Source organism: Sphingobium sp. GW821-FHT02B05 (genome assembly GCF_059421905.1).
In genome coordinates, this window is sequence record NZ_JBWKVW010000001.1 from 1,658,235 (window position 1) to 1,672,736 (window position 14,502).

Annotated in this window: 16 protein-coding genes; 9 read left to right on the forward strand and 7 right to left on the reverse strand. The window is 65.5% G+C overall.

Going from position 1 to position 14,502, the window contains the following annotated elements; all coding sequences use genetic code 11:
* Window positions 1–79: 79 nt before the first annotated feature.
* The 4 genes from AC07UX_RS08345 (at window position 80) to AC07UX_RS08360 (ending at window position 5,269) form a co-directional block, all read left to right on the forward strand.
* Entirely contained in the window at window positions 80–1,882 is a 1,803-nt protein-coding gene (locus tag AC07UX_RS08345) for an IlvD/Edd family dehydratase (protein WP_495191437.1), read from the forward strand.
* A gap of 138 nt (window positions 1,883–2,020) precedes the next feature.
* Window positions 2,021–3,598: an aldehyde dehydrogenase (NADP(+)) gene (locus AC07UX_RS08350; protein WP_495191438.1), complete on the forward strand. Its 1,578-nt coding sequence runs from the start codon at window positions 2,021–2,023 to the stop codon at window positions 3,596–3,598.
* Window positions 3,595–4,518 carry a Gfo/Idh/MocA family protein gene (locus AC07UX_RS08355; protein ID WP_495191439.1) on the forward strand — a complete coding sequence of 308 codons (924 nt, stop codon included), beginning with the start codon at window positions 3,595–3,597 and terminating at the stop codon, window positions 4,516–4,518. The genes AC07UX_RS08350 and AC07UX_RS08355 overlap by 4 nt, the downstream gene beginning before the upstream one ends.
* Before the next feature lie 16 nt (window positions 4,519–4,534).
* Window positions 4,535–5,269: a FadR/GntR family transcriptional regulator gene (locus tag AC07UX_RS08360; protein ID WP_495191440.1), complete on the forward strand. Its 735-nt coding sequence runs from the start codon at window positions 4,535–4,537 to the stop codon at window positions 5,267–5,269.
* Between the two features lie 16 nt (window positions 5,270–5,285).
* Here the strand turns inward: AC07UX_RS08360 and AC07UX_RS08365 are convergent, their stop codons facing one another.
* The 4 genes from AC07UX_RS08365 to AC07UX_RS08380 form a co-directional block, all read right to left on the reverse strand.
* Complete coding sequence (locus tag AC07UX_RS08365; protein WP_495191441.1) at window positions 5,286–5,975, reverse strand: aspartate/glutamate racemase family protein; 690 nt, start codon at window positions 5,973–5,975, stop codon at window positions 5,286–5,288.
* A 76-nt stretch (window positions 5,976–6,051) separates the two neighbouring features.
* Window positions 6,052–6,702, reverse strand: coding sequence for an NAD(P)(+) transhydrogenase (Re/Si-specific) subunit beta (locus AC07UX_RS08370; RefSeq protein WP_495191442.1), 651 nt, complete (start codon window positions 6,700–6,702; stop codon window positions 6,052–6,054).
* Window positions 6,699–7,001: a hypothetical protein gene (locus tag AC07UX_RS08375; RefSeq protein WP_495191443.1), complete on the reverse strand. Its 303-nt coding sequence runs from the start codon at window positions 6,999–7,001 to the stop codon at window positions 6,699–6,701. The genes AC07UX_RS08370 and AC07UX_RS08375 overlap by 4 nt, the downstream gene beginning before the upstream one ends.
* Window positions 7,002–7,035: 34 nt before the next feature.
* Entirely contained in the window at window positions 7,036–7,161 is a 126-nt protein-coding gene (locus tag AC07UX_RS08380) for an aa3-type cytochrome c oxidase subunit IV (protein WP_495191444.1), read from the reverse strand.
* A 152-nt stretch (window positions 7,162–7,313) separates the two neighbouring features.
* On the opposite strand from AC07UX_RS08380, the gene AC07UX_RS08385 reads away from it, so the two are divergent.
* The 3 genes from AC07UX_RS08385 (at window position 7,314) to AC07UX_RS08395 (ending at window position 9,965) form a co-directional block, all read left to right on the forward strand.
* Window positions 7,314–8,759 (forward strand): sigma-54-dependent transcriptional regulator, encoded by a 1,446-nt coding sequence (locus AC07UX_RS08385; protein WP_495191445.1) that lies wholly within the window; start codon window positions 7,314–7,316, stop codon window positions 8,757–8,759.
* A gap of 79 nt (window positions 8,760–8,838) precedes the next feature.
* On the forward strand, window positions 8,839–9,480 hold the full coding sequence (locus tag AC07UX_RS08390; RefSeq protein ID WP_495191446.1) for a hypothetical protein: 642 nt from the start codon (window positions 8,839–8,841) through the stop codon (window positions 9,478–9,480).
* 41 nt (window positions 9,481–9,521) lie between these two features.
* Complete coding sequence (locus tag AC07UX_RS08395) at window positions 9,522–9,965, forward strand: GNAT family N-acetyltransferase (RefSeq protein WP_495191447.1); 444 nt, start codon at window positions 9,522–9,524, stop codon at window positions 9,963–9,965.
* Between the two features lie 249 nt (window positions 9,966–10,214).
* Here the strand turns inward: AC07UX_RS08395 and folP are convergent, their stop codons facing one another.
* Complete coding sequence (gene folP / locus AC07UX_RS08400) at window positions 10,215–11,333, reverse strand: dihydropteroate synthase (RefSeq protein ID WP_495191448.1); 1,119 nt, start codon at window positions 11,331–11,333, stop codon at window positions 10,215–10,217.
* Window positions 11,334–11,375: 42 nt separating this feature from the next.
* Window positions 11,376–12,503, reverse strand: coding sequence for a site-specific DNA-methyltransferase (locus tag AC07UX_RS08405; RefSeq protein WP_495191449.1), 1,128 nt, complete (start codon window positions 12,501–12,503; stop codon window positions 11,376–11,378).
* Window positions 12,504–12,793: 290 nt separating this feature from the next.
* On the opposite strand from AC07UX_RS08405, the gene AC07UX_RS08410 reads away from it, so the two are divergent.
* A complete protein-coding gene (locus tag AC07UX_RS08410) occupies window positions 12,794–13,132 on the forward strand; it encodes an ArsR/SmtB family transcription factor (protein WP_495191450.1) in 339 nt (112 codons plus the stop codon).
* Window positions 13,133–13,259: 127 nt separating this feature from the next.
* Here the strand turns inward: AC07UX_RS08410 and AC07UX_RS08415 are convergent, their stop codons facing one another.
* Window positions 13,260–13,730 carry a hypothetical protein gene (locus AC07UX_RS08415; protein ID WP_495191451.1) on the reverse strand — a complete coding sequence of 157 codons (471 nt, stop codon included), beginning with the start codon at window positions 13,728–13,730 and terminating at the stop codon, window positions 13,260–13,262.
* A 121-nt stretch (window positions 13,731–13,851) separates the two neighbouring features.
* Here AC07UX_RS08415 and betI point away from each other — a divergent pair, with 121 nt between their 5' ends.
* Complete coding sequence (gene betI, locus AC07UX_RS08420; protein ID WP_495191452.1) at window positions 13,852–14,490, forward strand: transcriptional regulator BetI; 639 nt, start codon at window positions 13,852–13,854, stop codon at window positions 14,488–14,490.
* Window positions 14,491–14,502 lie beyond the last annotated feature (12 nt).

A 14,502-nucleotide genomic window follows, 5' to 3' on the forward strand; every position in this document is an offset into this window, starting at 1 on the left:
GAAATGTTATTTGTCTGAGTATATCAGGAGGGCAAGCGCGTCAACGCGCCATGCCCTATTTTTGCGTCAGGATGCCCCTATGAGCGATTCGCCCAAGACTGCCCCGAAGCTGCGCAGCCGCGCCTGGTTCGACAACCCGGACAATATCGACATGACCTCGCTCTATCTGGAGCGCTATCTGAACTTCGGCCTGTCCCTCGAGGAACTGCGCAGCGGCAAACCGATTATCGGCATCGCCCAGACCGGCAGCGACCTGTCACCCTGCAATCGCCATCATCTGGTGCTGGCCGAACGCATGCGCGAGGGCATTCGCGAAATGGGCGGCATCGCGTTGGAATTCCCGGTCCATCCGATCCAGGAAACCGGCAAGCGCCCGACCGCTGGCCTCGACCGCAACCTTGCCTATCTGGGCCTGGTCGAAGCCATGTATGGCTATCCGCTCGACGGCGTGATCCTGACCAGCGGGTGCGACAAGACCACGCCGGCGCTGCTGATGGCCGCCGCGACCGTCAACATTCCGGCGATCGCCTTGTCGGTGGGCCCGATGCTCAATGGCTGGCACAAGGGTGAGCGCACCGGTTCGGGGACGATCGTATGGCATGGCCGCCAGCTGCTGGCCGCCGGCAAGATCGACGATGAAGGCTTCATCAAGCTGGTCGCATCGTCTGCACCGTCCACTGGCTTCTGCAACACCATGGGCACCGCCAGCACCATGAACGCGCTGGCCGAAGCACTGGGCATGATGCTGCCCGGCAGCGCGGCGATCCCGGCCCCCTATCGCGACCGGCAGGAAGCGGCCTGGCGCACCGGGAAGCGCATCGTGGAAATGGTGCATGAGGACTTGAAGCCCTCCGACATCATGACGCTCGACGCCTTCCACAACGCCATCGTCGCCAACTCGGCGATCGGCGGTTCGACCAACGCGCCGATCCATCTGGCCGCAATCGCCCGCCATATGGGCGTGGACCTGCCGCTCAAGGACTGGGAAACCGTCGGGCATAAGGTGCCGCTGCTGGTCAACATGCAGCCTGCCGGCGAATATCTGGGCGAGGATTATTATCGGGCCGGCGGCCTGCCTGCCGTCATCAGCCAGCTGATCGATCAGGGCCTGATCAAGGAAGGCGCGATGACCGTCAATGGCAAGACCATGGGCGAAAATTGCAAGGGCGTGGAGATCGAGGATGAAAAGGTCATCCGCCCGTTCGGCCAGCCGCTAAAGGACGAAGCCGGCTTCCTGGTCCTGACCGGCAACCTGTTCGACGAAGCGGTCATGAAGACCAGCGTCATCAGCGACGAGTTCCGCCAGCGCTACCTGTCGAACCCAGACGACCCCGAAGCCTTTGAAGGCCCGGCGGTCGTGTTCGACGGGCCGGAAGATTATCACCATCGCATCGACGACCCGTCGGTCGGCATCACCGCCGACACGCTGATGTTCATGCGCGGCGCCGGCCCCATCGGCTATCCGGGTGCGGCCGAGGTCGTGAACATGCGTCCGCCATCCTATCTCATTACCGAAGGCGTGTCCGCCCTGCCCTGCATCGGCGATGGCCGCCAGTCGGGTACGAGCGGAAGCCCGTCGATCCTGAACGCTTCCCCCGAAGCGGCAGCCATGGGTGGCCTTGCGCTGCTGGAAACCGGCGACCGCGTCCGCATGGACCTGAAGGCCGGTACGGTGAACGTCCTGATTTCCGACGAGGAACTGGAGGCCCGCCGCGCCAAGCTGGTGGCCGAGGGCGGATTCAAATATCCCGCTTCGCAGACCCCATGGCAGGAAATCCAGCGCTCGGTCGTGGGCCAGATGAACACCGGCGCCATCCTGGAAGGCGCGGAGAAATATCAGCGCATCGCCCAGACCATGGGCCTGCCGCGTGACAATCATTAATTCTTGAAAGCAGCGGGGCGGCTCTCCATCTGAAGGCCGCCCCCTTCCCTGTCATTTCAGCATGATATGTGCCGCAAACGGACCAGATCCCGGCTGCACGATCGATCAGCCATTCCATCCTTCATTCAGGAGAACATCATGTTCAACGGAGCCATCCTTATCGGCGCGAGCGAGCGCAACGGCGGCGAGCCTTTCTACGCCATCGACCCGTCGACCGGCGCGAAGGGCGAGGTCGCCTTTTCCAACGCATCGACCGCCGATGTCGCTGACGCGACCGCTTTGGCCGAGGCCGCGTTCGAAACCTTCTCCACCCTGACCCCCGACGCACGCGCCGCTTTCCTGGAGGCCGTCGCCGACCAGATCGTCGCTGTCGGCGACCTGCTCATCACCACCGCGATGAGCGAATCCGGCCTGCCCCGCGGTCGGCTCGAGGGCGAGCGGGGCCGCACCGTCGGCCAGTTGCGCCTGTTCGCCAGCTATGTCCGCCAGGGCGACTGGCTGGACGCCACGATCGACAAGGCGCTGCCGGAACGCACCCCCCTGCCGCGCAGCGACCTGCGCCGCGTCAATCAGGCGCTCGGCCCGGTCGCCGTGTTCGGCGCGTCCAACTTCCCGCTCGCTTTCTCGGTCGCGGGCGGCGACACGGCATCCGCCTTCGCGGCCGGTTGCCCGGTCGTGGTGAAGGGGCATCCCGCGCACCCCGGCACCGGCGAACTGGTCGCCCGCGCGATCATCGCGGCGGTCGCGGCCTGTGGCCTGCCCGAAGGCGTATTCTCCTACCTGCCCGGCACCACCAACGATCTGGGCGGCGCACTGGTCGCTGACGCCCGCATCAAGGCGGTGGGCTTCACCGGTTCGCGCGGTGGCGGCATTGCGCTGATGCAGATCGCCGCCAAGCGGGCCGAGCCGATCCCGGTCTATTCGGAAATGTCGTCGATCAACCCGGTCGTCCTGCTGCCCGGCGCGCTCGCCGCGCGCGCCGAAGCGCTGGGCACCGCATTCGTCGGCTCCATGTCGCTGTTCGCCGGCCAGTTCTGCACCAATCCCGGCATGGTGATCGCGCTCGACAGCCCCGATCTCGACACGTTCGTCGCTTCGGCCGCCAACGCCCTGTCGGCCAATGCGGCGCAGGTCATGCTGACGCCGGGCATCCACGCCGCCTATGAAAAGGGCGTCGAGGCACTGGCCAGCGCAGATGGCGTGACGACCGTCGCGCGCGGTACGGAAGCGGACGGCGTCAATCGCGGCCAGTCCGCCTTCTTCTCCACCGCTGCCGACCAGTTCCGCGCGAACCCGGCATTGGCGCATGAAGTGTTCGGTGCATCCTCGATCCTGGTGAAATGCGCCACGATCGAAGACGTCATCGCCACGATCGCCGATCTGGAAGGTCAGCTGACCGCAACGCTCCAGATGGAAGCCAGCGATGCGGACGATGCCGCCAAGCTGCTGCCCACGCTTTCCCGTAAAGTGGGCCGCGTGCTTGCCAATGGCTGGCCCACCGGGGTCGAAGTGACCCACGCCATGGTCCATGGCGGTCCCTTCCCCTCCACATCGGACGGCCGCTCGACCTCGGTCGGTACGCTGGCGATGATGCGCTTCCTGCGCCCGGTCTGCTATCAGGACGTACCCGATGCGCTGCTGCCCGCCGCGTTGCAGGACGCCAATCCCTGGGGCCTGACGCGCCGTAACGAAGGCAAGCTGGAAGTGGCCGCATGACCATTCGGGCAGGTCTGGTAGGGCTCGGCAAGATCGCGCGCGATCAGCACCTGCCCGCCATTGAAAAGATAGACGGCATCGACCTGGTCGCCGTCGCCAGCCGCAACGCGCAGGGGGAAGGGGTGAATAATTACCCTGACCTCGGCGCGATGCTGGCGGGCGAACCCGACCTTGACGCCGTCATCCTCTGCCAGCCGCCGCAGGTCCGCTATCATGCGGCCCGGCAGGCGTTGCTGGCGGGCAAGCATGTGTTTCTGGAAAAGCCGCCGGGCGCGACCGTGTCCGAAGTGGAGGCGCTGACGGCGCTGGCGAAGGGGCAGGGCGTCACGCTCTATGCCAGCTGGCACAGCCGCTATGCCGCCGCCGTGGCCCAGGCCAAGGCGTGGATCGCGGCGCGCAAGGTCGAGCGGATCGACATTCAGTGGCGCGAGGATGTGCGTCACTGGCATCCGGGCCAGCCCTGGATATGGGAAGCGGGCGGTTTTGGCGTGTTCGATCCGGGCATAAACGCCCTGTCGATCCTGACCGAGATCGTCGGCGAGCCGATCACCGTTCTTTCGGCGGAACTGGAAGTGCCGTCGAACAAGCAGGCGCCGATCGGTGCGACGCTGGCCATGGCAACGGCATCGGGCGCAGCGATAGACGCCGTGTTCGATTGGCGCCAGACCGGTCCGCAGACCTGGGACATCGCAGTGGAGACAGACAAGGGCAGCCTGCTCCTGTCCGAAGGCGGCAACACGCTGCGCCTCGATGGCGAGGTACAGATGAAAGCGCCGGACGAAGAATATCCGACCATGTACCGTCGTTTCGTGGGACTGGTGGCGGACAAGGCGATCGACGCGGATACAGCGCCGCTGCGCCTTGTAGCGGATGCCTTCCTTTGCGGGCGGCATTGTCCTACGGCAGTGTTCGAGGACTGAGCTATAGGAGCGGGCATTGGGTAGCGGGCGCAAGATCGGATCGGAGGACAGCGTGCTACGCATCCATCAGACGATCGCCCGCGACCTTGGCACCGCGATCCTGACCGGCCGGCACCGCCCCGGCGAATTGTTCGAGGGTGAGATCGAGGCGTCGGAGCGGCTGGGCGTATCGCGCACCGCCTATCGCGAGGCGGTACGCATCCTGATTGCCAAGGGGATGCTGGAAAGCCGTCCCAAGGCGGGTACCCGCGTGCTGCCGCGCAGCCGCTGGAACGTACTGGACCCCGAAATGCTGGCGTGGATGTTTGCCGGCGAGCCGGACGCCGGCTTCATCCGCGACCTGTTCGAATTGCGCGGCGTGATCGAACCGGCGGCCGCCGAATTTGCCGCGCGCCGCCGTACCGATGAGCAACTGGCGACGATGGAAGCGGCGTTGGCGGAAATGGGGCGCTTTGGACTGTCCACCCCTGACGGCCGCGCCGCCGACCAGCGTTTTCATCATGCGATCCTGGCTGCCACCCATAATGATGCGTTGGAGGCGCTGGCCAGCTCGGTCGGGGCAGCGGTCAGCTGGACCACCACGTTCAAACATCGCAAGAAGCTGATGCCGCGCGACCCCCTACCCGACCATCGCGCCGTGTTTCAGGCGATCGCCGCACGCGACACGGCCGCCGCACGCGCGACCATGGCCGAACTGCTGCGCCTGGCGCTCGCCGACATGGATATCGCGCTGGCGGAGCCTGGCGGGTAACGCGCCGGGCAAGCGCTCACCCCAGAATAAATTCCACACCCGCCTTGGCGTGGATGCCGGTGCAGTCGTAGATCGGCAGGACATTCGCCTTCACGTCCACGATCAGCTCCAGTTCGGTGCAGGCCAGCACCACCGCCTGCACATCTTCCTTCGCGATGTCGGTGAGTTCCGACTTCATATAGCGTTCGGATTCCTTGCTGACCTTGCCCACCGTCAATTCGTCATAGACGATCTTGTCGATCCGTTCGGCCAGCTCCATGTCGGCCGGCAGCAGCGACACGCCATGGGATACCAGCCGCTGACGGTAGAATTTTTCGGTCATCACGTTGCGCGTGCCGATCAACGCCGCTTTTTCGATACCATCCGCCTGCATCCGGTCGCCCACCACTTCGGCGATATGGATGATGGGGATGCCGACCTGCGCCTGCACCTTGTCATAGACGCGATGCATGGAATTGGCACAGATCAGCAGGCTTTCCGCGCCCGCTTGCTCCAGCCGCCGGGCCGACGCAATCAGCTTGGCGGCGGCGGCGTCCCAGTCCGCCTCGTTCTGGCAACCGGCGACCGACGCGAAGTCGAGGCTGTCGATCAACAGCGGCGCGCTATGCTGTCCGCCCAGCGCACGATGCACCGCCTGATTGATGATTGCATAATAGCGGGCGGTGGAGGTCCAGCTGAGGCCGCCGATCAGGCCGAGTGTGTGCAATGCGTGTCTCCGCTGCGCAGGAAGGGGTTCAGATGGCCAAGCGTTAGGGGAAGCACGCCCCGCTAGGCAAGGCGCTTTACGCAGCCCGTCTGATGGTCCGCGCGCGCCACCCCAGACGCAGCCCGGCCGCGCCCGCCATGCCTCCGGCCAGCACCAGCGCGCTGTTACCCATCGCCAGCCCCAGCGCCGCCGCCGACCAGCCCGCGCCGCTGCCGACCAGCGCCAGGCCAGACTGCGTGCGCCGGACCAGCATCAGCAGCGCGCCAAGCACCACCGACGCGCCGATGGCAACACCCCCCAGCAACAGCGCGCCATGGGTTGGCGTGACATGGCCCTGCCCGTCCACCAGCGCGAAGGCGAAGGGATTGAGGAACAGGGCCACGCCTGTCGCCACGCCCGCCAGTCCCAGCAGGCCATGGGCCACCAACACCAGCCAGGAGAGCCGATGCGCCGCACACCGCCGCGCGAGCGTCAGGCCTATGCTCCCGCCGATCACCAGGGCGCTAACGATTTCCGGCAGGTTGACGACATCATGGCTATAAAGCGCGGCGCCCACCGCCAACATGCCGCCCGCCAGCGCAAGCCGGTTGCCGACACGGTGCCCGCGCAACCAGAGCGCACAGAGCAACAGTCCGGCCGCGACGAGCCACATGCCCGCCACCAGCGGCGAAGGATCGACCCCGTCGATGCGCGCACCTAGCCAGGACGGGTCGAAGGCGGCGCTCACCCGACATCCTCGCCAGAGTCATCCTGAGCTGGCGCGACCGGCGGCCAGCGCCGTTCGGCTATGCCGACCAGTAGAACGGCCGCCACGCTGGCGATGAGGACGGCGAACAAGGCGAGATAGCGGGCGCTGGCGCTGCCGGCTTCGGCGGCGGCGATCACGGCGCCGACCAGCATGATCGCCGGCAATGCCCCGACACCCGAGCGCCAGAGCGGGCGATCCGGATCGGCATCCGGCCGGGCGGCGATGAAGCCGCCCGCAATGGCCAGCAGGAACAGGGGCAACAGGCCGACGCCGTTCACGCCCCCTCCTTCCGGCAAGGAAATGCTATGGCGATCAGCTGGCGATCAGCAGGACGACCAGCGCAGCCAGAGCCACGGAGACGATCGTGCCCCACTTCACGAAACCCACGAAGCTGCCATAAGTCTGGTTCGCGGCCTTCATATTGCCTTCCGACGCCATATCCTGTCCCCTTGTCGCGATGATTGCGCCCATCTCTTATCGTCTGGGCGTCATGGCCTCAACCCGGCATGCCCAAGAAAATTCCGCGCGGTTAAGTCCGCTTTTACTCCCTGTGCTTACCATCATGCCCAGCTTTGCACATGAGGGGTTTGATGACGCGCGACGGCGTACCGATGCTGATGCTGATCGACGACGAACCGGCCCAGAGGCGGCTGGTATCGGCGCTGGGCGCGCGTGCGGGATGGCGCACCATCTTTGCTGCCGATGGCGAAACCGCCATCGCCACGCTCGGCACGCAGGACGGGATGCAACTGGATGCGATCATCCTGGACCAATGGAGCCCGGACTATGAACCGTCCGGCCTGATCCGTGAAATTCGCAGCCGCCGCCCTGCTTTGCCCATTCTGATCCTGACCGCGCATAACAATGTCGCCATCGCCGTGGAGGCGATGCGTGCCGGCGCGACCGATTATCTGTCCAAACCGATCGCGCCCGAACGGCTGCTCGCGGCTTTGAACGCGACCCTGGCCGAGGGCGCGGCCGCAGGCGAGTTGCGCCCGCTGACCGAAAAGATCACCGCCCCGCTGTCTTTCGAGGACGTGGTCGGTTCCGCCCCGCAATTCCGCGCGGCGCTGGCCATCGCGGCCAAGGCGGCGCGCGCCCGCGTCCCCGTGCTGATCGAAGGCGAAAGCGGCGTCGGCAAGGATGTGATCGCCCGCGCCATCCACGCCGCATCGCCCCGCCACAAACAGGCGATGGTCACGGTCAATTGCGGCGCCATCCCCGCCAACCTGGTCGAATCGGAACTGTTCGGCCATGAGCGAGGCGCCTTTACCGGGGCGTTCGACCGCCATGTCGGCCGGTTCGCCAGCGCGGACATGGGCACCATCTTTCTGGACGAAGTCAGCGAGATGCCGCTGGATGCGCAGGTCAAGTTGCTGCGCGTGTTGCAGGATGGCGAAGTGCAGCCGATCGGCGCACGCCGCCCGTCCCATGTCGATGTGCGCGTCATCGCCGCGACCAACAAGCGGCTGATCGAGGAAGTCGAGGCCGGTCGTTTCCGCGAGGATCTCTATTATCGCCTCAACGTCGTCCAGCTGACCGTCCCGCCCCTGCGCGAACGCATGGGCGACATCCCCGCCCTGTCGCGCCACCTGCTTGCCCGCATCGCCACCCAGCCGGGGTTGCGCGGCCTGGGCGTCACCGACGATGCGCTGGCCTTGCTGATGCAGCATGGCTGGCCGGGCAATGTCCGACAGTTGCAGAACGCCCTCTTCCGCGCCGCCGTATTGTGCGAGGGCGATGCGCTGACGCCGCAGGATTTCCCACAGATCGCCGCCCATATTCAGGCCGGAAGCGCCAGCGTGCTGCCCATGCGCCCGCGCGCCGCCGGCCATCCGCATCGCGACGGCGCAGGCATCACCCTGTTCGAAGGCGACGGGCATGTGCGCCAGCTGGCGGAGATAGAGGCTGACGTCATTCGCCTGGCGATCGGCCATTATCGCGGTCGCATGACGGAGGTTGCGCGGCGGCTGGGCATCGGGCGATCCACCCTCTATCGCAAGCTGGCGGAATTGGGCATCGACAGCGCGGCATGACCGGCCGAGCATATGGGATCAACGGGCGGATCGGGCTACAGCGTTGAATTATCCGCGCGGCTATGCTTTGGATCGGGCCATGAAACATCCAACCCTTGTCGCCCTCCTCCCCCTCGCCCTGCTTGCCGCCTGCGGAAGGACCGAAAAGGTCGCCGACATGCCGAGCCAGGAGGAGTTGGCGGCGGCCGCTAATGCCGCCGCAGCCAATGCGATCGCCAATGCGCAGGCGGACGAAGTCGAAAACCGCAATTATGTGAACCAGACGCGCGGCTTTTCGGTGACCTTCCCTGAAGGCTGGACCATCGACAAGGACGCCAGCAACGCCGACGGCGCCGTCTATCAGGATCCGGGTGCCGGCGCCGACGTCCGCGTCTTCTGGCAAAAGAATGACAATGACCAGACGCTCCAGCAGATCGTCGAGGCGGTCAGCAACGGGGCCGAAGGGGTCGATGGCGATTTCATCGGCGAGAATGAATATCGCGGCACCGCCAATGACGGCGAAGGCAATAATGTGGGGCTGCGCCTGCTCAGGCAGGCCGACGGGTCGATCGTGACCGCCACCTTCGTCTATCCCGAAATGCTGAGCGAACAATATCAGGGCATTGCCGAACAGACGCTGGCCAGCCTGCGGGTCTTTGCGCCCAAGGCCGAGGCGGAAGCGGCCGCAGCGGCGCCCGCCGCCAATGCCGCTGCACCGGCCGCGACGAGGCCCGCCAACTGACCCTGACGATCCGCCGCTTCACCCCGGCCGACCAGCCGGGCGTGCTGGACCTGATCCTGACGATCCAGCGCGACGAATATGGCATCGCCATCACCGCGCAGGATCAGCCGGACCTGGGCGATATCCCGGCCTTCTATCAGGACCGGACCGGCGACTTCTGGGTCGCGCAGGCCGATGGCCGGCTGGTCGGCACGATCGCGCTCAGGGATATCGGATCGAGTCAGGCGGCGCTGCGCAAGATGTTCGTTGCCGCCAGCCATCGTGGGCGGACCGCCGGGGTGGCGCAGGCTTTGCTCGACAGGCTGATGGCGCAGGCGCGAGACAGAGGTGTTCGCGCGCTATGGCTGGGCACGACCGAGCAGTTTCTGGCCGCGCATCGCTTCTATGAGAAAAATGGCTTTGCGCTGGTGGCGGCGGAAAATCTGCCGGCCAGCTTCCCCAAAATGGCGGTCGATACACGATTTTATCGGCGGCAACTGGGCTGAGCGGCGCCAGCCTGAACAGGATATGCGTTGCTTAACTTCGCACATTTCCCGTTGAATTCGACATATCGAAACAAGAGTTGGACATTTTGTTGCGTGGGTCGGCTATAGCGATGGCGCGAGACAGACCCTAGCCGTCGGGGCTGGAATAGGACAGCTTCGCGCAAAAGGCGTCATGTGCCGAATATTCGTCACCCCGGCCTTTACCCGGAGCCCTGCTGCCTTCCTTGATCTGGCGCTGACCAATATCCTTCAAATCGCGCTCAGTCCCGCATCGGCGAGGCCGCGCCACAGGTGCAGCGCTTGCACGCTTTCCTTCACGTCATGCACGCGCACCATCTGCGCCCCCAGCTGCGCCGCACGGAAGGCAAGCGCGACCGAGCCGCCCAACCGATCCGCCGCCGGCGCCTCGTTCGACAGGGCACCGATCAGCCGCTTGCGGCTGCCCGCAAACAGCAAGGGCACGCCCAGCGCCTGGAAGGTGGCGAGGCCGTTCACCAGCGCGAGATTATCCGCCAGGCTCTTGCCGAAACCCAGGCCGGGATCGACCATGATATTGGCCCGCGCGATACCGGCGGCCTCGCAGGCCGCGATCCGCGCCTCCAGATGGTCGAACACATCGGCGACCACATCGCCATAGCCGTCGGGATTGTCATGGGGATCGTCGCCGGCCGACGGCGCGTGCATCAGGATGACCGGGCAACCTGCCTTCGCCACCACGTCCAGGCTGCGCGGATCATGCGCCAGCGCACTGACGTCGTTGATGATCTTTGCGCCCGCGCCCAGCGCCGCCTCCATCACGGCGGCTTTGCGCGTATCGACCGACACAGAAACCCCGGCCGCCGCCAGCCGCTCGATCACCGGCGCGATGCGGGCGATCTCGTCGCCTTCCCAAACCTTTGCCGCCTTGGGCCGGGTCGATTCCCCGCCGACGTCGATCAGCGCGGCACCGGCCGCCGCCATGGCGAACCCCGCATCGGCCGCCGCCTGCGGATCGCCCACATGCTTGCCGCCATCGGAAAAGCTGTCGGGCGTGACGTTCAGGATCGCCATCACCTGCGGCGCGTCGAAGCGGATCGTGCGATCGCCCAGGACGAGCGGCGCGCGTTGGGCCGAGATATTCGCCGCCAGTTGGTGCGCCCGCTGCGCCAGCGGTCCGGGCAACGCGGCGATGGTCGCCTCAAACTCCGCCACCGGCACCGTCAGCCGCGCGATCCGCCGTGCGCCATCGAAGGCGCCGAGTTCAAAGCCCTGGAACCAGATCAGCCCATTGCCCATCCGCGCCACGCTGCCATCAGGCTGGCCAATCGGGGTCGGCACGAACCATGTGGGCTTGAGGTAGAGGCGGGCGTGAGGGGGGAGGCTGACCATGGAAATCCCTATCCGTTCGCTTCGAGCGAAGCTTTGGGATCGTTAAGGCTCGTTGGCCAGCAAATAGGTCTGGCGCAGCGTGTCGATGGCGGCCAGCTTGCCGTCCACCTCGACATGCCAGAAGGTCCAGCCGTTGCAGCTGGGCGCGCCTTGCAATGTGGCGCCCATCTTGTGGATGGAGCCGCTGTCGGTGCCGACGCTGAGCGATCCGTCCGCGCGGACCTCCGCCTGCCAGCGGCGCTTGCTGTCCATCAACAGCGTGCCCGGGTTCAGATAGCCAGTCTCGACCAGCGTGCCGAACGCCACCTTGGGCTGCTGGCGCGCGGTCTGCATGATGGTGAGCGCACTTTCGTCCAGCGGCAGCGCGGCTTCAATGCGTTCCAGCGCCACTTCGATATAGTCCGGCTCGCGTTCGATGCCGATCCACTTGCGGCCGAGGCGCTTGGCGACGGCGCCGGTGGTGCCGGTGCCAAAGAAGGGATCGAGCACCACGTCGCCGGGCTTGGTGGTGGCCAGCATCACGCGATAGAGCAGCGCTTCGGGCTTTTGCGTCGGATGCGCCTTCGTCCCGTTGCGCTTCAGTCGCTCCTGCCCGCCGCAAATCGGCAGCACCCAGTCGGAGCGCATCTGCAACTCGTCATTGAGCGTCTTCATCGCCTTGTAATTGAACGTATATTTGGCGTCCTCGCCCTGGCTCGCCCAGATCAGCGTCTCATGCGCATTGGTGAACCGCGTGCCCTTGAAATTGGGCATGGGGTTGGATTTGCGCCAGATGATGTCGTTCAGGATCCAGAAGCCTTCGTCCTGGAGCGCGGTGCCGACGCGAAAGATATTATGATAGCTGCCGATCACCCACATGGAGCCGTTGGGTTTGAGGATACGGCGCGCCTCGCGCAGCCACGCCTTGGTAAAGCGATCATAGCTGCCCAGCGTGTCGAACTTGTCCCAATCATTATCGACCGCATCGACGCGGCCGCCTTCGGGCCGGAACAGGTCGCCACCCAGCTGGAGATTATAGGGCGGATCGGCAAAGATCATGTCGATGCAATTGTCGGGCAGCTTGGCCATTTCCGAGATGCAATCGCCGCGGAGCAGCCGGTCGGCCTCGACCTCTACGGACGCAATCGCCTTCTTCCGCCGCGGCGCTGCGACGCGCTCCATTACACCCATGGTCTTGGCCCCCAAAATCGTCTTGAGGCCCAGCAGTGAGTCCTTGGGAGTCCGCCGTCAAGATCAGCGGCTTAGGCGCCGGGCTTCAGACAATAGTTAACGACGATGAGAACGAAGCAGGCACCCACAAGATGTTGAGTCGGCCGACTCCGCACAGACTCTACATGGGGCGGTGTTGCGCAAAAGACTCTCCGCCGCCGGCCGCCTGACTTTTTTTGGTTAACGCCGAAAACAGGCGAGTCGTCACGTAAAACTGGACATATTCATAACCATATGATTATGAATCGACGATGACGAGTGAATCACGAACCGCCGATCGCGACGCCGCCACCGATGCCCTGTTCAAGGCGCTGTCGGACGGCACCCGCCGTGCCCTGCTGGAGACGCTGGTGCGAGAGGGCGAACAGAATGTGCAGGCGCTCACGCAGGTGTCGGGCGTATCGCAGCCGATGGTGTCCCGCCACCTTGCCAAGCTCAAACGTGCCGGCCTCGTGACGGCGCGTCGCGCGGGGCGCGAAACCTGGTATGCCGCGCGGGTGAAGGGGCTGGGCCCGGTGATCCAGTGGATGGCGATCCATGGCGCGCTCTGGTCGCAGCGCTTTTCCGCGCTTGAGGGGCTGGGTGGTTGAGACGGGCATGTGTCGTCACCCGTTCTTGAGCCGGGGCCCCCGCTTTTGTTCAAGCGGTGGGGAGAAGTAAGCGGGACCTCGGATCGAGACCGGGATGACGTGGACATATTCTCCGGTCCGCCGGCACCTAACGGCAGTAACCCTCCTGCCCTTTCACCACGATCAGGCAGTCACTCTTGCCGGCCAGATATTTGAAGCCGCTTTCGTCACCGTTGCCCGGCCGGATCGCCAGATCCTTGCCATCGCGCACGAAACGGATCGTCGTGCCGTCGGCGATACCCTGATAATCGCCCTGCCGGTCCAGATTGTCCTTGTTGGTCAGGGCATAATGGCCGGGCTTTCCATCGGGCGAAGGCTGGATGTCCAGGAACAGCCCCTCCGGCCCGGTCCATTTGCCGACCCAGTCGTCGGTCGGCAAGCGCGCGTCGGCGCTCTGACCGTAGGCCTGGTTGTCGGTGGGTGCCGCGTCGCTCTCGTCGAACGTCTCGACCGATGCGACATTGGCGGCGTTGTTGGCCAACGATTGATTGTCGGGCGTTTTGGCGCAACCGGCCAGCAATATGGGCAGCAGCACAAGCGGGGAAAGGGCGCGTATCATCCGTCAGTCTCCTTCATCGTCCGATCACAACCACCAGCCGTCCCGATATGATCCCCGGAACATGGGACGATCTCTTGCCAGCCGCCCCGTCCGCGCGCAAAGACGATATGGGGGAATGACGATGACCGACAGATTTGGAGAGCGCGCAGGCACGACGAGGCCCAGAGCGCGTTTCGTGCGCGAAGCGGCCGACGTGCGGCGGCAGGCACTGATCGAGGCGACGGCGCGGTGCCTGGCCGAAAAGGGCGTCGGCGGCACATCCGTCCGCGCCATCTGCGCGCGCGCGGGCGTCTCGTCCGGCCTGCTGACCCATTATTTCGACGGTGTCGATGCGCTGATCCTGGCCACCTATGTCGATGTCGGCACGCGGGTGTCCGTCGCGCTGGACGCCGCGATCGAGGCGGCCGGCGACGATCCACGCGACCGGCTGCGCGCCTGTCTTCAGGCCAATTTCCGCGAACCGATCCTGGACCCGGATCTGCTCGCCACCTGGATCGCCTTCTGGAGCTTGGTCAAATCCGATCCCGCGATCGCCGCCGTCCATGCCGCCGTCTATGCCGGAACGCGCGCGCAGCTGGAGGCGCTGTTGCAGGCCGCCGCCCCTGCCCTTCCCCCGTCGCAGACCCGCATAGCCGCGATCAGCCTGAGCGCGCTGGTGGATGGTCTGTGGCTGGAGCTGTGCCTTGATCGATCCACCTTTTCGCCGGAGGAAGCGCAGGCCATGGTCGAGGCCGCGATGGGAACATTGTTGCAGATTTAAGGCGAGGCGTTC